This is a genomic window from Thioclava sp. GXIMD2076, assembly GCF_037949795.1.
GTDB classification, from domain to species: Bacteria; Pseudomonadota; Alphaproteobacteria; order Rhodobacterales; family Rhodobacteraceae; genus Thioclava; species Thioclava kandeliae.
Map to the genome: position 1 here is coordinate 1827199 of NZ_CP149932.1, position 24999 is coordinate 1852197.

Consider the following 24999-nt stretch of genomic DNA (forward strand, 5'->3'; position numbering starts at 1 on the left):
ACGAAAGGGCCGGAGCGATCCGGCCCTTTTCCATTGTAGGGATATCGTGTCACAGGGTGGAGGGGCTCAGTGCTTGTTCTTGTTGGAGATATCGGCATCGGGCTCGGTCACGCCGATCCCCGTATCGGGATTGATGGCGTTGAGCGGACCTTCTTGCACGGGCTGCGTGACGGAAGGGGTAATGGCCTTGGTATCGGTCATCATCGGCAGTTCCGAGCCCAGCAGCTCGGCCCCGTCATCGGGATTGGCGAGCGCTGCGTCGACATTGGTGCCATCGGGCATCTGCTCGGTGGTGCCCTCGACATCCGCGCCCTTGGCGCCTTTCTCGGAGCAGACATACATCGTGCCGCCCACGGCCACCGCTGTCACGGCCACGGCGGCAAGGCCGACCGGAGAAGCCGCCGCAACGGCCGCCACGCCCGCATCCTTCAGCCGCCCCTTCAGCTTGTCGCCCGTGGTCTTGACCACGATGGAGCCGATCTTGTCGCCAGCGACATTACCTGCAACATCTTTGGCAAAACCGTTGGTATTCTCGGTCATCTGCTTGGCGGCGTCGCCAGAGCCGTTGACCCTCTCGCAGAAGCTACGCGAGGGTTGCTCGCAATGGCCGAACCCGTCACGCGCGCCCTGCGCATAGCCAATATAGGTATCGGCATCCTTGTCCCATTGCAGGCAGAACGGCGCGCGGCCCGTATCGTCCAGTTCGGGCGTCATTGCACGCAGGGTCACGATGCCGGGGCAGGTGACCTTGCCGCGCGAGCCGAAGATCTTCTCGCGCAGGCTGAGGCTTTCTTCCACGCGCGGGTTGCTGTCGTCATAGACGAACTGGCTCGTCTTGCCGCGGATCGAGGTTTCGCAGCTCTGCAAGGCCGCATGGGCGGGCAGGGGCAGAACTGTTGCAGGGAAGGCTGCCACCAATGCACCGGTCAGCAGGTAGGGCAGGGAGCGTGATCTCATCATATGCACCGAAAAAGAATTGCGCCAAGCATCATATCAGCCTCTTTGTGCTCCAGCCAATGACAGTTTCGCGCGGAGGGGCATTTCCGGTGTCATGTAAGGGCATTTTTCGAGATGGAAACTTGATGAAATCTGTATTGCTGGCTATGCCGGAAGGGAAGCCCGGAGGAAATGAGTGACCGATAAGAATTTGTCTGCCGCCAAGCAAAGCAAGACCACCGGAGCAAAAGGGCCTGTCTCGACGGCGGTGCAGGCTGCTGCGGGCAAAAGCAGTGGAAAACCCCTGACCCGTATCCAGAAACGCAATCGCCAGACAATTCTCGAGGCGGCGCTGGAGGTATTTTCGGCACATGGATTCCGTGGCGCGACGCTGGACCAGATCGCCACCGAGGCCGGGCTGTCGAAGCCAAATCTTCTATATTACTACCCTTCGAAAGAGGCGATCCATGTGGAGCTTCTGTCGGGGCTCCTGGATCTGTGGCTGGCGCCGCTGAACGAGATGACAGCCGAAGGTGATCCGAAGACCGAGATCATGACCTATATGCGCCGCAAGCTGGAAATGTCGCGCGAAATGCCGCGCGAATCACGGCTGTTCGCCAATGAGGTTCTGCAAGGCGCGCCACGTTTCCACGAGGGGCTGGCAGGGCAGCTTAAGACTTTGGTGGATGAGAAGGCAGGTATCATTCAAACATGGATCGATCAGGGAAAGCTCGCCCGCCTTGATCCGCATCATCTAATATTCTCCATCTGGTCACTGACGCAGCATTATGCGGATTTCGATGTGCAGGTTCGCACCGTTCTGGGGCAGGAGCGCGATCCTTTCGCAGAGGCGGAGGTATTTCTGGAGTTCCTATTCAACCGGTTGCTTTCGGTTGATCCCTGCAAGGACGCTCGGGACGATTCACTATAACCCCGTCTTTCTGCAACACTTAAGGTTTCGGTAACAACTCCGAGTCACGCTTTGAACGTGGGGGCTCTTGGGAAAGGGCCATGGTGATGGATCGCATATCGGGTTTTCTGCCCCCGGTTGGTTGGTCGCCGCTATTGATGTCGTCTCTGCCGAAAGTCGCTCCTGCGACGACGGTCGAAGCCATGGTTGGGGCGTCATCAACCAATAGCGGGCAAGGGGCAAATGTGGACACGCAATCGGGTCAATCCGGTTCTGGCAGGGCCGAGGCTCTGGCAAAGACCGTTGCGGCGCGCGACACGCTCTCCGATAGCCTGTCGGAAGAAGACGTCGAGACGAATGTGGCGGATAACGAGATCCTGTCCCTGCCTGCGGGGCCTAGCCCCGCCTTTCGCGTGTCCCTGCTCGAGCAGCAGGCGGCACGGGTGCGGGCGAGCACCTTCCCGAGTCAGTCCTCTGCCGATATGGAGGCTGGATTTGGTGCGGCCTATTCCAGTTTAACCCATGAACTCTTCCAGACAGAGACGGGCTGGTCCGCGTCTGTAGACCCTTCCGTGGACGTGGTTTCGGGGCCCGCAGATAGGGTAGGCGGCGCGTCGCCTCATGCAGCCGAGAGAGCTACGGCGATGAGCGTGTTGGATGTAACCCGCTAAGGCCCGACTGCGGACCTATCGTGGCTTCCCGCGCTGGGCGGTGCCAGGCCCGAATGATGACGCATGATCCGCACAAACCTGTTTCTGCGCCGCAAGAATATCTCTTACGCCGGGAGCTGCATTTGGCAGGCTTCCGAATTGGTGCGTGAGGACGTCCGATCCGGCTTGTCTGCAAACGGAGACAGAGCTGGGCGGGCGCATCATGGCCCGACTCGTCCATAGCGCATCGCTCTGCACTTTTTGCGTCTGGTGCAGACCGGCATTGCAGCCACGGACTGACCGTGCGGTCTAGCGTCTAACATCGAGATATCGCTGGAGGTGGGTGCCAAAAAAATAGGCGTCTTTTCGCAGTTTTTTCGTTCATCCCGAGACAGATCCGGCAAAGCCTTGACCCGTTTCGGGCAGGGGTGCTCAATAAAGTTGACCACTTGGTCAGAAACGAATTCGTCACAACGAGAGCGCCCCCGCAAGACGCTCCGGTGACAGGGAGTATTTGAATATGTCTGCACCCGGAGAAAACCTCCGCATCGATTCCGCACGCCTTTGGGATAGTCTTATGGAAATGGCCAAGATCGGGCCGGGCGTCGCGGGGGGCAATAACCGCCAGACCCTGACCGACGAGGATGCCGAAGGACGCGCCCTGTTCCAGAGCTGGTGTGAAGCGGCGGGGATGTCGATGGGCGTCGACAAGATGGGGACGATGTTTGCCACCCGTGCAGGGGAGGACCCCGATGCGCTTCCCGTTTATATCGGCAGCCATCTCGATACCCAGCCCACGGGCGGGAAATATGACGGGGTGCTGGGCGTGCTGGCCGCGCTCGAGGTGGTGCGCACTCTTAACGACCTCAATATCAAGACCAAACATCCGATCGTGGTGACCAACTGGGCCAATGAGGAGGGTGCACGCTTTGCGCCCGCCATGCTGGCCTCGGGGGTGTTTGCCGGAGAAATCAGCCTTGATCACGCCTATTCGCGCAAGGATCTGGAGGGCAAGACCTATGGGGCCGAGCTGGAGCGTATCGGCTGGAAGGGCGAGGAAGAGGTTGGCGCGCGCAAGATGCATGCCTATTACGAATATCATATCGAACAGGGCCCGATCCTTGAGGCCGCCGAGAAATCCATTGGTGTTGTGACCCATTGTCAGGGTCTGTGGTGGCTCGAGTTCACGCTGACCGGCAAGGATGCGCATACGGGCTCCACGCCGATGGATATGCGGGTGAATGCGGGCCTTGCCATGAGCCGGATCTTCGAGATGGTGCAGGATGTGGCCATGAAGAACCAACCGGGCGCCGTGGGCGGCGTGGGGCAGGTGACCTTCACCCCCAACTCGCGCAATGTGCTGCCGGGCAAGGTAGTGTTCACGGTCGATATCCGCACCCCCGATCAGGCCAAGCTCGATGCGATGCGCGCCGAGATCGAGGCCCGAGCCGCCGAGATCTGCGCCGAGATCGGTGTGGGCTGCGCTATCGATCCTGTGGGCCATTTCGACCCTGTGACCTTTGCGCCGGAACTGGTGACCAATGTCCGCAATGCCGCCGAACGTCTGGGCTATAGCCATATGGATATTATCTCGGGGGCCGGTCACGACGCCTGCTGGGCGGCGAAAGTGGCGCCGACCACGATGATCATGTGCCCCTGTGTGGATGGTCTGTCGCATAACGAGGCCGAGGAAATCAGCCCCGAATGGGCCGCGGCCGGTTGCGATGTGCTGTGCCACGCCGTGCTGGAAACCGCGGAGATCGTGAGCTGATGTATTTTGCGGATAATGTGGCATCCAATGGCATTCGCCTGACGCATACCAGCATTTTCGCAAAGCCAGACCTGCAATAAGGATGCTTGAAACATGGGGCTGATGGACCGATCTCATTGCCAAGAAGACGCGATCCCGAGCGGTTGCGCCATTGCGACAATGAAGGAGAGACCAAATGCCGATTATCCAGTTTCATGTTATCGAGGGCCGCCCCGAGACCGAGATCAAAGCCATGCTCGATATGGGTCACGAGGCGGTTCTGGAAGCCTTCGGGGTGCCGGAAGGCGACCGCTACCAGATCGTGACGCCGCACAAGCCGGGCCATATGGTTCTGGAGGATACCGGTCTGGGGTTCAAACGCGGCCCCAGCCCGATCCTCGTGCAGGTCTTCTCGTCGCCGCGCACCGACGAGATGAAGCAGAAATTCTACGACATCCTCAGCACCAAGCTGGAGAAAGCCATCGGGCTCGATCCCAAGGATCTGATGGTGTCGGTCATGTCCAACACCAAGGCCGACTGGAGCTTCGGCTTCGGTCAGGCGCAATTCCTGACGGGCGAACTGGCCTGATCTCTCCCTCGCGGGACGGGATCGGGGATTCCCCGCCCGTCTCGCGATACCAAGGGAGAGTTCAATGACGACAACCGTCATCAAGGGCGGCACGATCGTGACCGCCGATCTGACCTATAAGGCCGATGTGCTGGTCGAGGGCGGCCAGATCATCGAGATCGGCACTGGCCTCAAGGGCGATAAGGTGCTCGAGGCCGAGGGCTGTTATGTGATGCCGGGCGGTATCGACCCGCATACCCATCTGGAGATGCCCTTTATGGGCACATATTCGTCGGATGATTTCGACGCGGGCACGGCTGCGGCGGTTTCGGGCGGCACCACGATGGTGATCGATTTCGCCCTGCCTAATCCGGGCGAGAGCATGCTCGATGCGCTGCGTAAATGGGATAACAAGGCTGCCCGCGCGCATTGTGACTATAGCTTCCATATGGCGGTGACATGGTGGAGCGAGCAGGTCTTTGACGAGATGAAGACCATCACCGAGCGCGGCATCAATTCCTTCAAGCATTTCATGGCCTATAAGGGCAGCCTGATGGTTAATGATGACGAGCTGTTCGCGTCGTTCAAACGCTGTGCCGAGCTGGGCGCGCTGCCCATGGTCCATGCCGAGAATGGTGATGTGGTGGCCGAGATGTCGGCCCGCCTTCTGGCTGAGGGCAATACCGGCCCCGAGGCCCATGCCTATTCGCGCCCGACGATTGTGGAGGGCGAGGCCACCAATCGCGCGATCATGATTGCCGATATGGCGGGCGTGCCGCTTTATGTAGTCCATACCTCCTGCGAGGAGAGCCATGAGGCGATCCGCCGTGCCAAGATGCTGGGCAAACGCGTCTGGGGCGAGCCGCTGATCCAGCATCTGGTGCTCGATGAGAGCGAGTATTTCGACAAGGATTGGGACCATTCGGCACGCCGTGTGATGTCGCCGCCCTTCCGCAACAAACAGCATCAGGATAGCCTTTGGGCGGGGCTGGCCTCTGGCACGCTGTCTTGTGTGGCGACCGATCACTGCGCCTTCACCACCGAACAAAAACGCTATGGCGTGGGGGATTTCACCAAGATCCCCAATGGCACCGGCGGGCTCGAGGACCGGATGCCGATGCTCTGGACCTACGGGGTGAATACGGGCCGCATCACGATGAATGAATTCGTGGCCGTGACCTCGACCAATATCGCCAAGATCATGAATATCTATCCCAAGAAGGGCGCGATCCTTGTGGGTGCGGATGCGGATCTGGTGGTCTGGGACCCGCAGGCCAGCAAGGTGGTTTCCGCCAAGACGCAGGTATCCTCCATCGATTACAATGTTTTCGAGGGCAAGGAGGTGAAGGGCTTGCCGCGTTACACCCTTTCGCGCGGTGTTGTTGCCGCGACCGAGGGCCGCGTCGAGGCCCCCGAAGGGCATGGGCAGTTTGTCTCGCGCCCGCCGGGGACGGCCGTGTCCAAGGCGCTGTCGACATGGAAAGAGCTGACCGCACCGCGGCCGGTCGTCCGCGCCGGTATTCCGGCCAGCGGCGTCTGAGATCTCTTGCAGGATGCCCATAAACTTGGGCATCCTCACCTACAGAGCCCGGAAAACGGGTCGGATGGAAGAACGGGGAAAATGAAGAAACCGATTATTGAAGCCCGCGGCGTCAATCTGGTCTTCGAGACCAATGACGGGCCGGTGCAGGCGCTCAAGGATGTGAACCTCTCCATCGAGCGCGGCGAGTTCGTGTCGTTTATCGGGCCATCGGGCTGTGGCAAAACGACGTTTTTGCGCTGTATTGCCGCGCTCGAGACGCCCACATCGGGTGCGCTGACGGTGGGTGGGATCTCGCCCGACGAGGCGCGCAAGGCGCGCAGCTATGGCTATGTGTTCCAGGCAGCGGGGCTCTATCCGTGGCGCACCATCGCCGGAAATATCAAGCTGCCTCTGGAGATCATGGGCTATCCCAAGTCCGAGATGGATGCGCGGGTGGAAAAGGTGCTGGAGCTGGTGGATCTGAAGGGCTTCGGCCGCAAGTTCCCGTGGCAGCTGTCTGGCGGTATGCAGCAGCGCGCCTCGATTGCGCGGGCGCTGTCGTTCGATGCAGATATCCTTCTGATGGACGAGCCCTTTGGCGCACTGGACGAGATCGTGCGCGACAAGCTCAACGAGGAGCTTCTGGCGCTCTGGGCACGGACCGGCAAGACCATCGGCTTTGTCACCCATTCGATCCCCGAGGCGGTTTACCTGTCAACCAAGATCGTGGTGATGAGCCCGCGTCCGGGGCGGATCACCGATGTGATCGAGAGCCCTTTGCCGCGCGAGCGCCCGCTCGAGATCCGCGATACGCCCGAATTCCTCGAGATCGCGCAGCGTGTGCGTGAGGGTCTGCATGCAGGGCATGCCCATGTGTGAGGGGTCCATGCGTGACGATATGATCAACCGATGGGGGGCGCTGCCCCCCAAACCCCCCGGGATATTTAGGGACGCTGGAAGGGCGGACCTCGGGAAGGAGGGGCGCGCATGACGCGGGTTTTTCCGGTTCTGACGGTCATTCTGGCGATTATCGCCCTCTGGTACGGGGCGGCGGTCTGGCTCAATAGTGCATGGGTCTATGATCAGGCGCAGCGTTCGGGGGCGAGTGTGGGGTTCTGGGATATGCTGGGGCAGACGATGGGGCTGAAACGGCCTGTCCTGCCCGCGCCGCATCAGGTGGTGATGGGGCTATGGGACGGGATCACGGGGCAGAAGATCACCTCGAAACGGTCTCTGGTCTATCATGGCTGGATCACGCTGGAGGCCACGGGGCTCGGGTTTATCATCGGGACGGTGGCGGGGCTTTTGCTGGCGGTGGCGCTTGTGCATAACAAGGCGCTGGATATGAGTTTCATGCCCTGGGCGATTGCCTCCCAGACCATTCCCGTTCTGGCGATTGCGCCGATGGTGATCGTGGTGCTGGCCTCCCTCGGGGTGAAGGGGCTGCTGCCCAAGGCGTTGATTGCGGCTTACTTAAGTTTCTTCCCCGTGCTGGTGGGCATGGTGAAGGGGCTCAGGGCGCCCGATGCGATGCAGATCGATCTGTTGCGCACCTATGGCGCGCCGAAAGCCGCGATGTTCTGGAAGCTGCGGCTGCCGTCCTCGATGGCCTATTTCTTTGCCTCGCTGAAGGTGGGGGTGGCGGCGGCTCTTGTGGGCACGATCGTGGCCGAGCTGCCTGCGGGCGCTGTGGCGGGGCTCGGGGCGCGTCTGTTGCAGGGCAGCTATTACGGGCAGACGATCCAGATCTGGGCGGCGCTGATTGCGGCGGCCTGTCTGGCGGCGGTGCTGGTGGCGTTGGTCGGGCTCGTCGAGAGGATCGTATTGAAGAGAATGGGGCTGGCAAGATGAGCGTTCTGATCTGTGCGATTGTCTTCTGGATTGCGGCGATTGCGCTGAATTCCTTCATTGCCGCGCGTTGGCCGGAACGCCGTTGGGCGCGCTATTTTGTGCCCGCTCTTTTCGGGGTGACGCTTCTGGTGCTCTGGGAAGGGATCGTGCGGGGCTTTGGCGTGAGCCAGGTGATCCTGCCGGCTCCGAGCCTGATTGCCGAGCGTTTTGCCGCCTCGACCGGCGTGCTCTGGATCGATTTCCGCCAGACCATCCTCAAGGGTGCGCTCTCGGGCTATATCATGGGCTGTGCTGCGGCCTTTGTGGTGGCGGTTCTGGTGGACCGCTCGCGGTTTCTGGAGCGCGGGCTGATGCCGGTCGGGAACTTCTTGGCCGCCTTGCCGATTGTGGGGATCGCGCCGATTTTCGTCATGTGGTTCGGCTTTGACTGGCAGTCCAAGGCAGCGGTGGTGATTGTCACCGTGTTCTTTCCGGTGCTGGTCAATATGGTTGCGGGCCTCAAAGCCACAGATCCGCTGCAGCGCGATCTGATGCGCACCTATGGGGCAAGCTATATGCAGACGCTGGTGAAGATGCGCCTGCCGGCGGCGCTGCCGTTCCTCTTCAACGGGCTGAAAATTGCCACGACGCTGGCGCTGATCGGCGCGATCGTTGCTGAATTTTTCGGCTCTCCGACTCGGGGCATGGGATTTCGGATCTCGACGGCGGTGGGGCAACTCGACATGGCGCTCGTTTGGTCGGAGATTACCGTGGCAGCACTGGCAGGGACCGGATTCTACGGGCTGATCGCGCTTGTGGAGAAAGGGCTGACCTTCTGGCATCCGTCGCAAAGGGGATAAGCGACGGGGGCTTCAGGGATATGGAAATAAACGATAATCAACAGGAGAGTAAGATGAAGAACTGGATGATGGGCGCAGCGCTTGCAGCCCTTGCCACCGCAAGCCCGGCCTTTGCCGCCGATGTGACGCTGCAGCTGAAATGGGTCACGCAGGCGCAGTTTGCGGGCTATTATGTCGCGAGGGACAAGGGCTTTTACGATGACGAGGGGATCGATGTGGATATCCTCGCCGGTGGACCCGATATCTCGCCCACGCAAGTGATGGCCGGTGGTGGCGCCGATGTGACCGTGGACTGGATGCCCTCGGCGCTGGCCGCACGCGAGAAGGGGCTCCCGCTTGTCAATATCGCGCAGCCGTTCAAATCCTCCGGTATGATGCTCACCTGCCTCAAGGAGAGCGGCATCACCTCGCCCGAGGATTTCAAGGGCAAGACGCTGGGCGTGTGGTTTGGCGGCAATGAATACCCGTTCCTGAGCTGGATGAGCACGCTGGGTATCCCGACCGATGGGTCGGAGGGCGGCGTGACCGTGCTCAAACAGGGCTTCAACGTCGATCCGCTGCTGCAGAAGCAGGCGGCCTGTATCTCGACCATGACCTATAACGAATACTGGCAGATCATCGATGCGGGGATTTCGCCCGACGATCTCGTGACCTTCAAATACGAGGACGAGGGCGTGGCCACTCTGGAAGACGGTCTCTATGTGCTTGAGGATAATCTGAAAGATCCGGCCTTCAAGGAGAAGATGGTCAAGTTCGTCCGGGCCTCGATGAAGGGCTGGAAATGGGCCGAGGAGAATCCCGACGAGGCGGCCGAGATTGTGCTCGATAACGACATGACCGGCGCGCAGACCGAAGAACACCAGAAGCGCATGATGGCCGAGGTCGCCAAGCTGACCGCGGGTTCGAACGGCGCGCTTGATCCGGCAGATTATGATCGCACGGTCGAAGTGCTTATGAATGGCGGTTCCGACCCGGTCATCACCAAAAAGCCGGAGGGAGCCTATACGCTGGAGATCACCAACGAGGCGCTCGAATAAGGCGGTCTTGATCGGGAAAGTCCAGGCGCGCGGGAGTAATCCCGCGCGTCTTTTACATTTTAATCGTATTTTCATCGCGCTCTGCGACTCTGAGGTAGAGAGGCCCAAAGGAGGGCGTGATGAGTAGATCGAGACCGTATCAGGAAGAGGGGCTTCCCGCCTGGGTCAAATGGGGGCTGTTTCCGGCCATGCTGGGGGGCTTTGGCTGGGCGTTCTATGCCGTGTCGCAAAGCCAGTTCGCCGCACCTGCCTCCTATCTGTTCAACACACCTTCGGAGGCTGTGGAGGCGGCCTATTGCATGGTGGTGGCGGAGGATGTCCATCCCAACCGTGTGCCGCCCGGGTCCTATCTGAGCGAGGCGCGCAATTTCTGGATGACGCGTCTGCGCGAGATCAGTGGGAGCGGTATGGGCGCTGCGCTTGTGAAGGCGCGGGTGCAACTGACCCGCGATATCGACCGTGTGCAGCGGCCCAATCCGCGGAAGGAATGGCTGGAATTCACGGTCGGCGAATGCAGCCACAAGGCCACGAATTACGGCATGAAATTCCGCGAGTTCCAGTGATCAGCCCAAGGGGGACAGATTGTCCTGCAGGCTGCGTCCTGTGCCCGGCTCGGCATTGATGCTGGCCTCTGCGCGGGTGCGTGGCAGGGCATGGGGCATCTCGCGCTGGATGTAGTCGATGATCGCCTCGCGGGTCTCGCAGCGCAGGTCGAACACGCGCGGCGCCGTGCGCGCCGAGACCAGCACACGGATCTCCATCACCCGCTCGCGGAAATCCGTGACCTGCATCGCATAGACCTTGCCATCCCAGAGGCGGTTCTGTGCGACCAGTTGTTGCGCGACTTTGCGCAGCTTGCCCACATCTGCGGAATGGTCGAGATAGAACATGCAGGTGCCGATCAGTTCTGCATTGTCGCGGGTCCAGTTCTGGAACGGCTGCTCTATGAAATAGCTCAGGGGCACCACAAGACGGCGCCAGTCCCAGAGCTTGAGCACGACATAGGCCGAGGTGATCTCCTCGACCCAGCCCCATTCCCCCTCGACAATCAGCGCATCATCGATGCGGATCGGCTGGGTCAGGGCCAGCTGGATACCGGCGATGAGGTTTTTCAGGATCGGCTGGAGCGCAAGACCCACCACGATACCGGCGGCACCACCCGCCGCCAGCAGCGAGACACCATATTGACGGACGGCGGGCACCGTCATGAGTGCGGCCGCCACCGCCAGCACGACGATGGCCACATTGGCCACCCGCAACAGGATACGGGTCTGGGTCACATGTTTGCGCGCCAGAAGATTGTCCTCGGCATCCAGCTTGAACCGGCGCATATGCAGCGTCGTCCAGATATAGAGCGCGGTATGGCCGATCCATGCCAGACAGAGGATGAAGGCCACCAGCAGAAGATGGCTGAACAGCCGCGCTGTCTCGGCGGAGATCGGGGCGGCATTCACCCCCACGCCAAGCGCGATGATGATCAGCAACAGCCGGAGCGGCTTGGTCGAACGCGTCACCAGAGAGCGCCAGAACAGATCCTTGTTGCGCACCATCCGGTCCAGTGTCGAGCGCACCATCCGGTGCAGCGCGAGCGCAGCAACAAAACATACGACGAAAACCATAACGGACACGGTCCAGTCCGGCAGGTAGAGCGTGGCCTGATCGACCGCTGTCTCCATCACATCGCTCACCGCCGTCTCGAGGGTCTGCAATCCGTCGGGTAACGCGTCCAGCGCCTCGGGCGTGGTGTCGGTGGCCATAGTCTTCTCCGCTGATGGTTTGCCTATATGCTGCGGCGCAGCGCGCTGATGTCAAGGCAGGTGCCTGTGATAAGCGGCATTTTGCTTCCAACATGGGGTTTGGTGCGCTATCCCTTTGAGAAGAGGCCCCGAAAGGGGTTTGGGGGAGAATGGCATGGCACGCGCGGCATTGACCGGCACGCGCATCCGCGAAAGGCGGATGGCACTTGGTATGAAACAGGCGGATCTGGCGCAGCGCATTGGCATGTCGGCGGCCTATGTCAATCTGATCGAGCATAACCGCAGGCGGGTAGCCGATCCGCTTCTGGTCCAGATCGCCGAGGCTCTAGAGGTCGAAACATTGGCGCTGGCCGAGGGGGCGGAGGGGGCGCTGTTTGACAATTTGCGCGAGGCGGCGGCCTCCCTGCCGACCGAGGCTGCCAGCCCGGCCAGGGCGGTGTCCTCTCCCTTGGCGGCGCCTGTGGCAGAGCTTGACCGGATCGAGGAATTTGTGGGCCGTTTTCCGGGATGGGCGGCGCTCCTGTCGGACCGCCAGCGCCAGATTACGGGGCTCAACCGGCTGGTCGAGCAACTCTCCGAACGGCTGTCGGAGGATCCGTTCCTGATCGACGGGCTGCATGAGGTGATCTCGGCCGTCACCAGCCTGCGCTCTACGGCGGCCATCCTGACCGACGAGCCCCAGATCGAGCCAGAATGGCAGGCGCGGTTCCTGCAGACGATTTCCGGCGAGAGCCTGCGCCTGTCGGGCGCGGCGGAGGCGCTGGTGGGCTATCTCGACAGCCAGAGCGGAGCGGATCTCGCCCAGTCCGGCCCTTTCGAGCAGATGGAAGCATGGTTGCGCGAACGGGACTGGCATGTGGCCGAACTGGAGGCCGACCCCGCTGCCGGTATCGATGCCATCGTCACGGGCGCGCGCAGTCTTGCCTCCGAGGCGGCGCGCGCGCTGGTGCGCAACTGGCTGGGGCTCATGCGCGAAGATATCAGGGCGCTGCCGATGGCCGCGCTGGAGGCGGCGCTGGCGCGGCACGGGCTCGCGCCCGGGGCGATTGCGACGGATCTGGGCGTGCCCGCCGGTCTGGTTCTGCGCCGTCTGGCCCAGCTTCCGGCGGGCCATGTGCATGCGCCCGAACTGGGTCTCGTGATCTGCGATGCGTCGGGCGCGATCATCTTCCGCAGGCCCTGCACAGGCTTTGCCTTGCCGCGTTACGGGGCGGGTTGCGGGCTCTGGCCGATCTATGAGGCGTTGCGCCAGCCGATGCAGCCGCTGCGCCATGACGTAGAGATCGCGGGACGGGTGAGCCAGAGTTTCGCCACCTATTCCATCGCCGTGCCGCAGGCGGCGGGGCAGGGATTTGGCCAGCCGCTGGTGCTGCATTCGCATATGCTGATCGTGCCGCTTTCTCCCGCGCTGGCCAGCGGTCCGCGCCGTCCTATCGGGGTCACCTGCCGGATCTGCCCGCGCACGGCCTGCACCGCACGGCGGGAACCCTCGATCCTCGGCACCGTGCGCTCGGATCTGGGGTAGCGTGGGGTGTCGGGAAGATTTGACATGGTTCCCCTCGCGGGGGATAGTCGGAGCGGGAGAAGGAGACGGGCATGCCGAAAGACCATGTTCTTCTGATTGAGGACGAACCGAATATCACCGAAGCGCTGCGGTTCATTCTGACGCGGCGCGGCTTTGCGGTGTCCAGCGAGGCGGATGGTGCGCGGGCGATGGCGGCCATTGCCGAGACGCGGCCCGATGCGATCATTCTGGATATGATGCTGCCGGGATGCTCGGGGCTCGAGATACTTGCGGCCCTGCGCGCGGATCCGGGTCTGAAGGCGATCCCTGTCCTGATGCTGACCGCACGGGGACAGGCGCGTGACCGCGCTGCGGCCGATGAGGCGGGAGCTACGGCCTTTCTGGCCAAACCCTTCGCCAATGCCGATCTGCTGGAAGCGATCGACGGGATTCTGGCCCCGGGGCGTGGCACGACGGAGACCGGCCTGAACCAAGGGCTCTCGCATGGCACCGGCTAAGGCCCCGCTGTTTCTGGCGCGGCGCTCCTATCGGCTGCGGAGGGTGATGGATGCGCTGCGGCTCCTGCCGCTTCTGGGGCTGGTCCTGTTCGTGCTGCCCGGGTTCTTCGTCCTCCGGCCCGCACATGTGGCGGCGCTGGGGCTCTATCTGTTTGCCGTCTGGGCCGGGCTGATCGTGGTGACGGCAATCCTCTCGCGCAGGCTGGAGCATGTGCTGGCCGAGGCGGGGACGCAGCCAGAGGACCGCGATGACTAGCGCCCGGATGACGGGCGTCTTCGGAACGGGGCTGGAGCAGGCGACGCTTACGGGCATGAGCTTTGATGGGCTGATCCTCGTCTGTCTGGCCTATGTGATCCTCCTGTTCGGGGTGGCCTTCTGGGCCGAGGGGCGGGCGCGCCGTGGACATATGGGCATCCTGCAAAGCCCGTGGGTCTATACGCTGTCGCTGTCGATCTATTGCACTGCATGGACCTTCTACGGGGCCGTGGGCTATGCCGCGCGCTCCGGGCTAGAGTTCGTGACCATCTATCTGGGTCCGAGCCTTGTGTTTTGCGGTTGGTGGTGGCTGCTGCGCAAGCTGGTGCAGGTGGGGCGGGCGCAAAGGGTGACCTCGGTGGCCGATCTGATTTCGGCCCGCTATGGCAAATCGAACAGTCTCGGCGTGGTGGTGACCCTGCTGGCTGTGCTGGCCGCCACCCCCTATATCGCGCTGCAGCTGCAATCTGTGACCGAGAGCCTGAGCGCCTTTGCGGTGCCCGTGGCCGATGGCGGAACGGTCCCGGTAAGTGATGCCAAACAGAGTTGGGCGATGTGGATTGCCATCGGGCTTGCGGCCTTTGCCATCCTTTTCGGCACCCGTAATCTGGATGCGAGGGAGCGCCATCATGGGGTCGTTATGGCGATTGCGCTCGAGGCGGTGGTGAAACTGGTGGCGGTGCTGGCGGTGGGCGGCTTTGTCGTCTGGGTCCTGGGGGGCGGCTGGGGGCCGATCATGGAGCGCATCGATCTGCACGCGACGCAGGACTGGGTGCCGCAGCCGGGTCGCTTCATGGGACTGACGCTTTTGTCGGCGGCGGCGATCCTGACATTGCCGCGGATGTTTCAGGTGCTGGTGGTCGAGAATGTCGAGGAACGGCATCTGGCCTTTGCCGCATGGGCCTTTCCGGCCTATCTGGCGCTGATCTCGGTCTTCGTGCTGCCGATTGCGGTAATGGGGCTGGAGCTTCTGCCGGAGGGCGCCAATCCCGATCTTTTCGTCCTGACGGTGCCATTGTCGCAAGGCCATGACTGGCTGGCACTGCTGGCCTTTCTGGGCGGGTTCTCTTCTGCGACCTCGATGGTGATCGTGGCGGCCATTGCACTGGCCACGATGATCTCGAACCAGATCGTGACGCCGCTCTGGCTGGCGCTGTGGCCCGCCCATAACAGCAATCTGCGCCATATCGTGCTGATGTCGCGCCGCGTGGCGATTGCCTTGGTAATGGGCTTGGGCTTTGGCTACTACCGGCTGTCGGGTCAGGGGGCGCTGGCCGAGATCGGGCTCATTGCCTTTGTGGGCGCGGCGCAGACGCTTCCGGCGCTCCTGGGCGGGCTCTACTGGCGCGGTGGCACCCATCAGGGCGCGCTGACAGGGTTGCTCTTGGGGGGCGCGATCTGGGTCTATACGCTCTTTGTGCCGTCCTTCGGGGAAGGGGGGCTGATGTCGGCGCAGATGCTGGCAGAGGGGCCGTGGGGGATCGGCTGGCTCCGTCCCGAGGCGCTTTTCGGGCTGGAGGGGATGGACCCTCTGTTACATGCGCTGTTCTGGTCACTGTTTTTCAACGTGACGGGCTATGTGACGCTGTCGCTGCTGTCTTTCCCGCCGCCTCTGGAACGTCTGCAGGGCGTGGCCTTCGTCAATATCTACGAGGAGGGGCCGGGGCCGCGGGGCTGGCATATGGCGGTGGCCGAGGCTGAGGATTACCTCTCGATGGCGCAGCGTATCCTTGGCGCGCAGGTAGCGCAGCGTTTCTTTCAGGAAGAGGCCGCACGGCAGGGTAAAACCGGCTGGCTGCCTGACCCCACCCGAGATTTCCTGACAGCGCTGGAGCGGCGGCTGGCCGGCTCGGTGGGCTCGGCCACGGCCCATGCGATGCTGGCGCAGCTATCGGGCGGGCGGGTGATCTCGGTCCGGGATCTGATCAATATGGCCAGCGAAGCGGCTGACATAAAAGAACATTCCTATCAGCTCGAGACCAAATCCGAAGAGCTTGCGCAGGTCGCGCGCCAGCTGCGCGAGGCCAATGACAAACTGACCCGCATCTCGGTGCAAAAAGACGCGTTTCTGGGCCAGATCAGCCATGAGCTGCGCACGCCGATGACCTCGATCCGCGCATTCTCCGAGATCCTGATGGAGCCGGATCTCCCCGAGGCGATGCGGCGCGACTATGCGAAGATCATCCTCGACGAAGCCCGGCGCCTGACGCGTCTGCTCGATGATCTTCTGGATCTCTCGGTGCTTGAACATCGCAAGGTGCAGCTACATATCGGGGCCACGAATTTGCATGATCTGCTGGACCGCGCGACACAGGCCGCAGGGCCGGAGGCGGGGCATGAGGCGGGCCAGTTGCGCATCGAACGGGACTTCCCGAGCGAACATGTCGGGCTTATTACCGATGGCGACCGGCTGGTGCAGGTCTTCATCAACCTCATCACCAATGCACGCAAATACTGCGTTGCAGCAAAGCCGGTTCTGCGAATCGAAGTGCGGCGGGACGGGGAGTTTGCCCAGATCGATTTCATCGATAACGGGCAAGGCATTCCAAAGGCCGAGCAGGATCTGATCTTTGAGAAATTTTCACGACTTACCGATACAGCTAAAGCAGGCGGGGCCGGGCTGGGTCTTGCGATTTGCAAGGAGATTCTGGGTAATCTGGGCGGGTCTATCGACTATCTTCCGGGGCAGGGCGGGGCCGCGTTCCGGGTGCGTGCGCCGCTTCGCAGCGTAAAAAATGTGGTTGATGTGAAAGATGGTTTGTAATCATTGCTGCGTTAAAGGTTTTGTAAACCCTGATCTGCGAGGCTGCCCTGTGTCACCCTCGGTTCGGGTACAAGTGGGATAACATGGTGGATCAGAAGCCTTCAACAATCTTGCGAAAGAAGACGGATGCGGCCAAGGCTGCAGCCTCTGGCGGCCCTGTGTCGCCCGAGCGCGCCATCCGGTATGTCTTTGCAAAGGTTGCGCAAGATACGCTGGATCTTCCGCTGCAGGTGTTGCGTGTCGAACAGAGTCAGGTCTCGTTGACCGAATTGATGGAAGTTTTTCCCGAGCAGCCGATGCTTTGCGTTCTGGAAGGGCCGAAAGAGGCGTTTGGGGTTGTGGCCTTGCCGCCGATCACGTTCTCCTCGCTTATCGAGGTGCAGACGATGGGGGTGCTGTCGCGGATCCAGCCCGGGCCGCGACGGCCCACGCGGGTCGATGCTTCCATGGTGCAGGGCGTGCTCGATTCGCTCCTTGAAGGGCTGGAAGAAGCGCTCGCCGATAGTGACGACATCATCTGGGCGGGCGGGTTCCGCTATCTGTCCTTTTTCGACGATCCGCGGCCACTGTCGCTGATTCTCGAAGAGATCACCTACCGTGTTTTCTCGATCACCATGCAGATCGGACAGGCGATGGACCGCGAGGTCTCCATGCTCTGGGCTGTGCCTGCGCGGGGCAGGGGCGAGCGTGTCCTGGCGGCCACCGCCGAGGATGCGGGTGCCCCCGAGGCCGAGGCGCTCTGGGCGCAGCAGATGGAGAGCACCGTGATGGGCACGCGGGCGGAACTGACGGCTGTGCTGCATCGCTGGTCGATGCCGCTGTCGGGTGTGATGAGTTTCAAGCCCGGTGTCGAGATACCGATCCCGCGTGAGGCGTTGGAAAAACTACGCGTGGAAGGGGTGGACGGCCGCCGTATGGGCACCGCGAAGCTTGGCCAGCATAGCGGGCGTCGCGCGCTCCGGCTGACCGCCAACGAGGCTGAAAGCACCGAGATCAACGAGCTTGACGAGCTGACCACCCGACCCGATCTGGGCGCGATGTCGGTGGGCGATAATCCCTTCGGCGGAATGACCGGAGCGGAGGGTGGCTTCCCTGCAATGGGCGGTGACGCGGACGAGGGTGGTTTCCCCGCGATGGATCTGGGCGGCCTGGGCGGCGATGATGCAGGCGATGGCGGCTTCCCCGCGATGGATTTCAGCGCCTTCGAGGAGGACGAGAACCAGCGGACCGGCACCGGCGGCTAGACCCCGCGGCGATCCGGACCTGAATTTGAGGAATTTGCGCAGCTCTGACTTGCGAGACGACCACTGCTTGCCGTAAGCGGTGGGCAGGCAGGGCTGGATTGGCCCTGTCCGCGTGGGATTTTGCGAGGCGGGGCGGTATGGTCAGGCGGATCAGAGTACAGCGATGCGAGGGGGTCACGTTCCTGACCCTGCCCGATGCGGGGGCTCGGGGCTTCGATGCGCAACTCCGCCGGTCTCTGGGCGCGGCCCTCGATATGTGCCGTCATGACCCGGATCTGCGTGGTGTCGTTATGCGCGCTGCGGCCGGCTGGCCTTGTGCCGAGGATCCCGAAGCCGATTTCCACGAAGATGCGGAGGCGCCTTCACTTGCGGCGCTGGCGCAGAGCCTGAGCGATCTGTCCTGTCCGGTGGCGGTCGTGCTTGATGGCCGTATCCGCGCGGGGGCCTTGGCACTGGCGCAGGCGGCAAAACTGCGTCTGGCGCTCGATACCGCGAGCTTTGATCCGGTGGAGCCCAGCCTCGGCTACCTTCCGGCAGCGGGCTGTCTGATCCGCTATCTGCGCCGCTCGGGTCCGCGTCAGGTGTTGTCCTTCCTCAAGGCGGGGCGTCCGGTGGCCGCCCTGCAGGCGGTCGAGCTGGGTGTCTGCGATGCCGTTGTGCCTGCCGAAGCGGTCGAGATGCAGGCACTTTCCGCCACGCTCGAACAGGCTTTTGGCGAGGTCGGTCTGGTGCCGGATCCGAACGGGGCGAGCCGGTTGACGCAGAGCTATTTCACCGAGCTGGATGCGCTGCGCGAGGCAATCGAGACCGGTCCGCAGCATGTCGTCTGGGACAAGGCGCTGGCGGTGGCCGAGGCGGCGGTTCTGCTGCCGATGGGCGAGGCGCTCGATTTCGAGGCGGTCGCGCATCTCGATCTTCTCTCCTCACCGGCCTCCAAAGCGCTGCGCCATCTGCGGGCCTCTGCCGCGCGCGCCCATGCGCAGGAAGCCCTGCCCATCGATGCCGCGACGCTGGGATGCCGGATCGTGGCCGTCTGGAACCCGCCTGACGGGCTCGTCTATGCGCTGGCCGATGCGGGGCATCGGGTGATCTGGGCCGAGGCGATGCAGGACCGGCTGGAAAAGGGGCTCTCGAACCTTGCCCGTGCGCAGGAGGCGGCCGTTCTTCTGGGGCGGATGAGCGGGGAGGCGCGCGACGCGGCATGGGATCGGGTGAGTGCGACCACCGATCCGCTGCAGGCTTTCGCGCAGGCCGATATCGTTTTGGCAGAACCCGCCGCGCAGGAGCGCGACGATATCGCCCATGCGCTCGAGGGCGTGCGCGGGGCGCTCGTCGCCACGACCCAACCCGATTGCGCCCTGCGGATCGACCGCTACGGGCGCCATGTCGAGGTGCATGGGGCAGCGGTCGAGGATACGCTACTGGTGGCTGCGCTCCTGCGTGCGGGCGGTGATCTGGCGCTCGGGCTGCCGGGGGTCGATCCGGGGCTGATCGCGCGTCTGCAGGCGGCGATCTGGGTGGCGGCCGAATATTGCGTTCTGGCCGGCGCTGCACCCGAAGAGGTGGATCAGGCGCTGCAGGGGTTCGGCATGCAGGCACCGTTTGCGCAGATCGACCGGCTGGGGGTCGAGGTGGTCATCGCACGGCTGAAAGCCGCGGGCTTCCTGCCGGGGCCTTTGCTGACCTATCTGATGGTCGAGGGCTATAGCGGTCTGCGCAAGGGGCGCGGGGTCTATCTCTATAGCGACGGCGTCGCGCGTCCCGATCCGCTGGAGCCCGCGCTTCTCGAGGCGCTGCGGGCCGAGGCGGATTATGTAGCGCGTCCGCTGACGGGCGCGCAGATCATCGAGCGGATCTGGCTCGCGATGGCGGCAGAGGGGGCCAAGCTGTTGCAGCTGGGGGCTGTTGACCGGCCCGGTGATCTGGATCTGAGCGCGGTCAATGCGCTCGAGTTTCCGCGCCATGAAGGCGGGCCGATGTTCATGGCCGACCAGCGAGGCCTCGAGGCCTGCCGCGACCAGCTGATGCACCTGGCGGCGGGCGGTGCCGCAGAGCCCGTGACGCTCTGGGATGTGCTGATCCGCAACGGGCGCAGCTTTGGGGATCTGGATCGCGCTTAGCGCAGGAAGATCCCCACGACGACCATCATCAGCCCGATGACGGACACGAAAAGTGCCCCCAGATTGACGGCGACGATGCGCTGGAGTTTTGCGCGCATTGCGTCCTCGTCCAGCCCTGCGCGCTTGGCCTTGCCGACGGTGACGATGCACCACCCCAGTCCGACAAGCCCCAAAACCGCGATGAACGCGCCGATCCAGATCAGGAATTCCATGTCGAGGCCCTTCTAAGAGAAATACTGTCGGGCCCGCGCTTAGCGATTTCATGCCACTGTGACAAGCCTTGGCTGCCGCTCCCGCCACGCTTGAGGCTTGCGACGCAGGCGCGGCTGGCTTAGGGAACGGGGCAAGTGGACTATGAGGAACATAAGATGCCCAATGATGCTGCCTATCAAGTGACCGCCGATGAGCTGCGCCAGTTCATCGAGCAATTCGAAGGCCTCGAAGCCGAGAAAAAAGATATTGCCGAGCAGCAAAAGGACATCATGTCCGAAGCCAAGGCGCGCGGCTACGACACCAAGGTGATCAAGAAGATCATCGCGATCCGCAAGCGCGACAAGAATGACGTGGCCGAGGAGGAAGCGATCCTCGATATCTACAAGCAGGCGCTTGGCATGGAATGAGCGGCCCCCGTGTCGCAACCGGAATGTCGCAACCGGAAGGCCTCCCGTCGGGGAGGCCTTTTTTTATGAAGGATCCATCCTTGCCCCGCATCACGCTTAGCGATTACGGCGCGATGAAATCGACGCCTGCCATCTGCGCGATCGCATCGATATCGGCCTCGTAGAGCGCGGTAATCTCGTCGATCATCGCCTCGTCCCATCCGGGCAGCGCGACATCCATCTCCAGCTCCTCAGGTTTGGCGAATTTGTCAAGAAACGCCATCGTCACCTTGCGGCGCTGCTCGAGTGTTTTCGGCGGGTTATTGAGGATATAATCGGCATAGCGGCGGAATCCGCCCTCGGTCATGATCGTCTTCAGGATCATCTGCTCGCCATTGAGTGTCACATCGTCGCCGATCCCGCTCAGGCTATGCATGATCTCGGGCCAGATCAGGGGCGCGTCCTCGTTGCACCAGACCACGACCTTATGGCCCTGCGCCGCATCGACCATGCCTTCCACCACCGTCCGCCAGCGCAGATCGCGCGGATCGCGTCCGCACATCAGATCCTCGTAGCTGCGCTCGGGGTCGCGTTGGGCCAGTGCGGGGATCAGCGTGGCGGGATTGATCATCGCCAGATGGAATTCGATCTCGGCATCGGGGAAGATATTGGCCAGAGGCTCCAGCTTGCCCGGCACCATCGCGTAGAACCCTTTATCGGTCACCACACGTTCGGGAATACACATGAAATATTCATGGCTGAAGATGATGCGGTTGATGTCTTCCTTGTCGGTCACGGCGGCGAGCACCGCATCCGAGGTCTCGATATCGGCCTCGGCGCCTTTCAGCGTCAGCAGCGTGTCGCGCAGCACCATCCGGTAGCGGCGGGGATGGGGCACGACCACGCCGTTCTCCTCAAGCACCCGCGGGTTTCGGGCCAGACAGCGCACCAGACTGTCTTCATCTGTTGCATGTGCACCCAAGTGATAGACGACCTGCATGTTTTTCCCCGCTCGATTTATGGGGTTAGATTAGAGCAGCTTTTCTTTACAGGCAAACGGCTTTCGGGCTATGCGGGAACTTGTGTTCCTGATTGATCAAGTCGGATATAGCCCATGGCGATGACTGCATTCCTAACGCGCCTGCGCCGCGGCAGGGCCTCCGGCACCGGCGGCTGGTCCGCACTGGCGGTGGTGTTTGCGGCGCTGATCGTGGCACCCATCGCAGCGGTGGTTTGGCTTGCGGCCCATCCCACGGAAAATATCTGGCCACATCTTCTGGCCACGACCCTGCCGCGCTATCTGGAAAACTCCGCCGTGCTTGCTGCGGGGGTAGGGGCGCTGACCGCCTGTGTGGGCGCAGGGGCTGCGTGGATCGTGGCGATGTATCGCTTTCCGGGCCATCGCTGGCTCGAATGGGCGCTGCTGTTTCCGCTGGCGATCCCTGCCTATGTGACGGCCTATGCGCTCGTGGATTTTCTGGATTATTCTGGGCCTTTGCAGGGGCTGTTGCGGGATATGTTCGGCTGGCAATCGGCGCAGGATTACTGGTTTCCGCAGGTGCGCTCGCGTTGGGCTGCGGTGGTCGTGCTGGCCGCGAGCTTCTATCCCTATGCCTATCTGATGGCGCGCAATGCCTTCCGCGAGCAGTCGGGGGCAAGCTACGAGGTTGCCCGTGCGCTTGGTGCCGGGCCTCTGGCGCTGTTCTGGCGGGTTGGTCTGCCGCTTGCCCGTCCCGCCATTGTAGCCGGGGCGGCCATCGCCATGATGGAAACCGTGGCCGATTTCGGGGTGGTCGATTATTTCGGCGTGCAGACGCTGACCACGGGGATTTTTACCACATGGCTCGAGGCCGGGAATGCCGGTGGCGCGGCGCAGATCGCGCTTGTGATCCTCGGCGTCGTGTTCGCGCTTTTTGCGATCGAGGCCTTGGGGCGCAGACGCTCGCGCTATTACCAGTCCGCCCGCCAGAGCCGCCCCGTCACGCCCATCCACCTGAAAGGCTGGGCGGGGGGCCTCGCCTTCGCTCTGTGTTTTGTTCCCTTTGCTATCGGGTTCGTTCTTCCGGTCGCGGTGATCGGCGCACATGCGCTGGCCAATCCCGAGGGCTGGATCGGCGCGGGGCTTTTGCTGGCGGCGTGGCATAGCCTGCTGACGGGCGGGGTCGCCTCGCTTGTCTGTGTGGCGATGGCGCTGGTGATGGTCTATGGCATGCGGCTTTCGGGGCAGGGATTGCCACGGCTGGTGATCCCGCTGACCGCGCTGGGATATGCCGCCCCCGGGGCTGTGCTGGCCGTGGGTATCCTGATTCCGCTGGCCGCGTTCGATAACTGGCAGGCCGATACGATCTGGGCGCTGACCGGCCATGATCCGGGGCTTGTTCTGACGGGGACGGGCGTGGCGATCATCCTCGCCTATGTGGTGCGCTTCTTTGCCGTGGCGCAGGCCTCGACGGATGCCGCCTTCGGGCGGGTGCCGCCTTCTTTGCCGATGGCGGCGCGCTCGCTGGGGCGGGGCTCGGGCCAGATCCTGCGCGAGGTCTACCTGCCGCTCATGCGCGGATCTGTCGGCTCGGCGCTTCTTCTGGTGTTTGTGGAATGCGTGAAGGAACTGCCGGCCACGCTCTTGCTGCGGCCCTTCAACTACGAGACCCTTGCCACCCGCGTCCATGAGAAGGCGAGCCTCGAGAACCTTGGCGATGCAGCACCCGCAGCGCTTCTGGTGATGGCGGTGGGGCTTGCCGCTGTGGTGGTTTTGGCACGCGCCAATCTTTCACGCAGATAGCCCGATCAGGGGCTTGCCAGCGGCCCGACAAATTTGTATCTGGTCGCATGTGCCTCCATAGCTCAGTTGGTAGAGCTGCGATTTTGTAAGTCGAGGGTCGGGAGTTCGAGTCTCTCTGGGGGCACCACCTTTGAAATCCCATGATGGCATAAAGTAAGGAATCCCTTTGATATAAGGGCTTTTTCGGTTTCTCTGTTGTGCTATGAATGCGTAATTCTTCCAAAAATGTGCATTCGACTACGCACAAATTACGCATGGGATTACGCATGGCTTCGATCGCGAAAACCACCAACGGCTGGCGAGTGCAAGTTTACAAGCGTGGAATCAGAAAGAGCAAAATCTTTCCGACGAAGCAATCGGCTAAAGACTGGGCTGCGCGGACCGAATGGGAACTGGAAAACTCGGAGGCCGTGGCATCGGCGCAGCCCTTTGGCGAGATCATGGACCGCTATGTCCGCGAGGTGTCGCCTTCGAAGCGTGGCCATCGATGGGAGCTTGTGCGGTTAGAAAAGCTTCAGCGCGACAGCTTGGCCAAGATCCGCATGGGAGACCTGCGTGCGAGCGATCTGGCCGACTGGCGCGACCGGCGGCTGACCGAGGTTTCTGCTGGATCTGTGCGAAGGGAGATGACGCTGCTCGGCGCAGTGCTTACGCAAGCGGTCCGCGAATGGGGTTTAATCAAGGAAAGCCCGCTCAAAGATGTGCGCAAGCCAGCACAACCCAAGGCCCGCGACCGTCTGCCGACCCATGAGGAATTCGAGCGGTTGGCATTGGTTGCCGGGGATGACCTGAGCCACGCAACCGCGCGGGCCTATCACGCGTTCCGTTTCGCCTGCGAGACGGCCATGCGGGCGGGCGAGATTGTCGGACTACGCCGCGAGGATGTCGATCTGGAGAAACGTGTCTGCCGCCTTCAAATGACCAAGAATGGCTCGGCCAGAGAAGTGCCGCTATCCTCTGCTGCTGTGGAGCTGTTGCGCATGCTGCCGGATCTGGATCTGGTGTTCGGCCTGACATCGCAGCAGATCGATGTTCTTTGGCGGAAGGTTCGAACCAAGGCCGCGATTGAGGGCCTCAATTTCCACGACAGCCGCGCCTATGCGCTGACCAAGCTATCGCGGAAGGTGAATGTCATGACGCTGGCCAAGATCTCTGGTCACCGCGATCTGTCCATTTTGCTCAATACTTATTACCGCGAAACCGCGTCAGATATTGCGCGACGTTTGGAATGATCGACCGCTAATGCTGCCGTGAGTTGGGGCTCAATAAATGACTTTGCGTATGATAGCGTGATAGCTGAACGGTTTTTTTTATAAACGAACTAAGCGAGAAGCCGATCAAATCTGGGATTATGACAAACTGGATCGCACGCAGGATGCGGAGCTTTAGCAG

The 24999-nt window shown here is 62.2% G+C and carries 23 protein-coding genes and 1 tRNA gene; 20 read left to right on the forward strand and 4 right to left on the reverse strand.

What is annotated here, in order from left to right; all coding sequences use genetic code 11:
• Nucleotides 1-66 precede the first annotated feature (66 nt).
• Nucleotides 67-960 (reverse strand): hypothetical protein, encoded by an 894-nt coding sequence (locus tag WDB91_RS09045; protein ID WP_339112240.1) that lies wholly within the window; start codon nt 958-960, stop codon nt 67-69.
• A gap of 280 nt (nt 961-1240) precedes the next feature.
• Here WDB91_RS09045 and WDB91_RS09050 point away from each other — a divergent pair, with 280 nt between their 5' ends.
• The 10 genes from WDB91_RS09050 to WDB91_RS09095 all read left to right on the forward strand — a co-directional run bounded on the left by WDB91_RS09050 (nt 1241) and on the right by WDB91_RS09095 (nt 10626).
• Complete coding sequence (locus tag WDB91_RS09050; protein ID WP_339114493.1) at nt 1241-1867, forward strand: TetR family transcriptional regulator C-terminal domain-containing protein; 627 nt, start codon at nt 1241-1243, stop codon at nt 1865-1867.
• A 224-nt stretch (nt 1868-2091) separates the two neighbouring features.
• Nucleotides 2092-2517: a hypothetical protein gene (locus tag WDB91_RS09055; RefSeq protein WP_339112241.1), complete on the forward strand. Its 426-nt coding sequence runs from the start codon at nt 2092-2094 to the stop codon at nt 2515-2517.
• A 499-nt stretch (nt 2518-3016) separates the two neighbouring features.
• Nucleotides 3017-4267 (forward strand): Zn-dependent hydrolase, encoded by a 1251-nt coding sequence (locus tag WDB91_RS09060; RefSeq protein ID WP_339112242.1) that lies wholly within the window; start codon nt 3017-3019, stop codon nt 4265-4267.
• A gap of 175 nt (nt 4268-4442) precedes the next feature.
• Nucleotides 4443-4835, forward strand: coding sequence for a tautomerase family protein (locus WDB91_RS09065; protein ID WP_339112243.1), 393 nt, complete (start codon nt 4443-4445; stop codon nt 4833-4835).
• A gap of 64 nt (nt 4836-4899) precedes the next feature.
• Nucleotides 4900-6354: a dihydropyrimidinase gene (gene hydA, locus WDB91_RS09070; RefSeq protein ID WP_339112244.1), complete on the forward strand. Its 1455-nt coding sequence runs from the start codon at nt 4900-4902 to the stop codon at nt 6352-6354.
• Between the two features lie 81 nt (nt 6355-6435).
• Nucleotides 6436-7215, forward strand: coding sequence for an ABC transporter ATP-binding protein (locus WDB91_RS09075; RefSeq protein ID WP_339112245.1), 780 nt, complete (start codon nt 6436-6438; stop codon nt 7213-7215).
• Nucleotides 7216-7323: 108 nt separating this feature from the next.
• Entirely contained in the window at nt 7324-8187 is an 864-nt protein-coding gene (locus tag WDB91_RS09080) for an ABC transporter permease (RefSeq protein WP_339112246.1), read from the forward strand.
• Entirely contained in the window at nt 8184-9026 is an 843-nt protein-coding gene (locus tag WDB91_RS09085; protein WP_339112247.1) for an ABC transporter permease, read from the forward strand. Before WDB91_RS09080 ends, WDB91_RS09085 begins: the two co-directional genes overlap by 4 nt.
• Before the next feature lie 53 nt (nt 9027-9079).
• On the forward strand, nt 9080-10063 hold the full coding sequence (locus tag WDB91_RS09090; RefSeq protein WP_339112248.1) for an ABC transporter substrate-binding protein: 984 nt from the start codon (nt 9080-9082) through the stop codon (nt 10061-10063).
• A 119-nt stretch (nt 10064-10182) separates the two neighbouring features.
• Nucleotides 10183-10626 (forward strand): hypothetical protein, encoded by a 444-nt coding sequence (locus tag WDB91_RS09095; RefSeq protein ID WP_339112249.1) that lies wholly within the window; start codon nt 10183-10185, stop codon nt 10624-10626.
• Here WDB91_RS09095 and WDB91_RS09100 read toward each other — a convergent pair whose 3' ends face one another.
• Nucleotides 10627-11820: a mechanosensitive ion channel domain-containing protein gene (locus WDB91_RS09100; RefSeq protein WP_339112250.1), complete on the reverse strand. Its 1194-nt coding sequence runs from the start codon at nt 11818-11820 to the stop codon at nt 10627-10629.
• A gap of 154 nt (nt 11821-11974) precedes the next feature.
• Between WDB91_RS09100 and WDB91_RS09105 the strand changes: the two genes are divergently transcribed.
• The 6 genes from WDB91_RS09105 to WDB91_RS09130 all read left to right on the forward strand — a co-directional run bounded on the left by WDB91_RS09105 (nt 11975) and on the right by WDB91_RS09130 (nt 20226).
• Complete coding sequence (locus WDB91_RS09105) at nt 11975-13345, forward strand: short-chain fatty acyl-CoA regulator family protein (protein ID WP_339112251.1); 1371 nt, start codon at nt 11975-11977, stop codon at nt 13343-13345.
• Between the two features lie 71 nt (nt 13346-13416).
• Nucleotides 13417-13842, forward strand: coding sequence for a response regulator (locus tag WDB91_RS09110; RefSeq protein ID WP_339112252.1), 426 nt, complete (start codon nt 13417-13419; stop codon nt 13840-13842).
• Nucleotides 13829-14098: a hypothetical protein gene (locus tag WDB91_RS09115; protein WP_339112253.1), complete on the forward strand. Its 270-nt coding sequence runs from the start codon at nt 13829-13831 to the stop codon at nt 14096-14098. Before WDB91_RS09110 ends, WDB91_RS09115 begins: the two co-directional genes overlap by 14 nt.
• 55 nt (nt 14099-14153) lie before the next feature.
• Nucleotides 14154-16862 (forward strand): ATP-binding protein, encoded by a 2709-nt coding sequence (locus WDB91_RS09120; protein WP_339114494.1) that lies wholly within the window; start codon nt 14154-14156, stop codon nt 16860-16862.
• A 110-nt stretch (nt 16863-16972) separates the two neighbouring features.
• On the forward strand, nt 16973-18106 hold the full coding sequence (locus WDB91_RS09125; protein ID WP_339112254.1) for a FliM/FliN family flagellar motor C-terminal domain-containing protein: 1134 nt from the start codon (nt 16973-16975) through the stop codon (nt 18104-18106).
• Between the two features lie 137 nt (nt 18107-18243).
• Entirely contained in the window at nt 18244-20226 is a 1983-nt protein-coding gene (locus WDB91_RS09130; RefSeq protein WP_339112255.1) for an enoyl-CoA hydratase-related protein, read from the forward strand.
• Here WDB91_RS09130 and WDB91_RS09135 read toward each other — a convergent pair.
• Complete coding sequence (locus WDB91_RS09135; RefSeq protein WP_339112256.1) at nt 20223-20438, reverse strand: hypothetical protein; 216 nt, start codon at nt 20436-20438, stop codon at nt 20223-20225. The genes WDB91_RS09130 and WDB91_RS09135 overlap by 4 nt on opposite strands.
• 156 nt (nt 20439-20594) lie before the next feature.
• Here WDB91_RS09135 and WDB91_RS09140 point away from each other — a divergent pair, with 156 nt between their 5' ends.
• Nucleotides 20595-20846, forward strand: a complete 252-nt coding sequence (locus WDB91_RS09140; protein WP_339112257.1) for a DUF2312 domain-containing protein — start codon at nt 20595-20597, stop codon at nt 20844-20846.
• Between the two features lie 103 nt (nt 20847-20949).
• On the opposite strand, the gene WDB91_RS09145 is transcribed toward WDB91_RS09140, so the two are convergent.
• Complete coding sequence (locus WDB91_RS09145; protein WP_339112258.1) at nt 20950-21825, reverse strand: hypothetical protein; 876 nt, start codon at nt 21823-21825, stop codon at nt 20950-20952.
• Nucleotides 21826-21939: 114 nt separating this feature from the next.
• Between WDB91_RS09145 and WDB91_RS09150 the strand changes: the two genes are divergently transcribed.
• The 3 genes from WDB91_RS09150 (at nt 21940) to WDB91_RS09160 (ending at nt 24839) form a co-directional block, all read left to right on the forward strand.
• Entirely contained in the window at nt 21940-23607 is a 1668-nt protein-coding gene (locus WDB91_RS09150; RefSeq protein ID WP_339112259.1) for an iron ABC transporter permease, read from the forward strand.
• A gap of 51 nt (nt 23608-23658) precedes the next feature.
• Nucleotides 23659-23734, forward strand: a tRNA-Thr gene (locus WDB91_RS09155).
• Nucleotides 23735-23873: 139 nt separating this feature from the next.
• Nucleotides 23874-24839, forward strand: a complete 966-nt coding sequence (locus WDB91_RS09160) for a tyrosine-type recombinase/integrase (protein WP_339112260.1) — start codon at nt 23874-23876, stop codon at nt 24837-24839.
• Nucleotides 24840-24999 lie beyond the last annotated feature (160 nt).

Bases quoted from the DNA above. Each gene is read 5' to 3' on its own strand.
- WDB91_RS09045 (WP_339112240.1), bottom strand. From the start codon at position 960: ATGATGAGATCACGCTCCCTGCCCTACCTGCTGACCGGTGCATTGGTG.
- WDB91_RS09060 (WP_339112242.1), top strand. From the start codon at position 3,017: ATGTCTGCACCCGGAGAAAACCTCCGCATCGATTCCGCACGCCTTTGG.
- WDB91_RS09065 (WP_339112243.1), top strand. From the start codon at position 4,443: ATGCCGATTATCCAGTTTCATGTTATCGAGGGCCGCCCCGAGACCGAG.
- hydA (WP_339112244.1), top strand. From the start codon at position 4,900: ATGACGACAACCGTCATCAAGGGCGGCACGATCGTGACCGCCGATCTG.
- WDB91_RS09075 (WP_339112245.1), top strand. From the start codon at position 6,436: ATGAAGAAACCGATTATTGAAGCCCGCGGCGTCAATCTGGTCTTCGAG.
- WDB91_RS09080 (WP_339112246.1), top strand. From the start codon at position 7,324: ATGACGCGGGTTTTTCCGGTTCTGACGGTCATTCTGGCGATTATCGCC.
- WDB91_RS09085 (WP_339112247.1), top strand. From the start codon at position 8,184: ATGAGCGTTCTGATCTGTGCGATTGTCTTCTGGATTGCGGCGATTGCG.
- WDB91_RS09090 (WP_339112248.1), top strand. From the start codon at position 9,080: ATGAAGAACTGGATGATGGGCGCAGCGCTTGCAGCCCTTGCCACCGCA.
- WDB91_RS09095 (WP_339112249.1), top strand. From the start codon at position 10,183: ATGAGTAGATCGAGACCGTATCAGGAAGAGGGGCTTCCCGCCTGGGTC.
- WDB91_RS09100 (WP_339112250.1), bottom strand. From the start codon at position 11,820: ATGGCCACCGACACCACGCCCGAGGCGCTGGACGCGTTACCCGACGGA.
- WDB91_RS09105 (WP_339112251.1), top strand. From the start codon at position 11,975: ATGGCACGCGCGGCATTGACCGGCACGCGCATCCGCGAAAGGCGGATG.
- WDB91_RS09110 (WP_339112252.1), top strand. From the start codon at position 13,417: ATGCCGAAAGACCATGTTCTTCTGATTGAGGACGAACCGAATATCACC.
- WDB91_RS09115 (WP_339112253.1), top strand. From the start codon at position 13,829: ATGGCACCGGCTAAGGCCCCGCTGTTTCTGGCGCGGCGCTCCTATCGG.
- WDB91_RS09120 (WP_339114494.1), top strand. From the start codon at position 14,154: ATGAGCTTTGATGGGCTGATCCTCGTCTGTCTGGCCTATGTGATCCTC.
- WDB91_RS09130 (WP_339112255.1), top strand. From the start codon at position 18,244: ATGGTCAGGCGGATCAGAGTACAGCGATGCGAGGGGGTCACGTTCCTG.
- WDB91_RS09135 (WP_339112256.1), bottom strand. From the start codon at position 20,438: ATGGAATTCCTGATCTGGATCGGCGCGTTCATCGCGGTTTTGGGGCTT.
- WDB91_RS09140 (WP_339112257.1), top strand. From the start codon at position 20,595: ATGCCCAATGATGCTGCCTATCAAGTGACCGCCGATGAGCTGCGCCAG.
- WDB91_RS09145 (WP_339112258.1), bottom strand. From the start codon at position 21,825: ATGCAGGTCGTCTATCACTTGGGTGCACATGCAACAGATGAAGACAGT.
- WDB91_RS09150 (WP_339112259.1), top strand. From the start codon at position 21,940: ATGGCGATGACTGCATTCCTAACGCGCCTGCGCCGCGGCAGGGCCTCC.
- WDB91_RS09160 (WP_339112260.1), top strand. From the start codon at position 23,874: ATGGCTTCGATCGCGAAAACCACCAACGGCTGGCGAGTGCAAGTTTAC.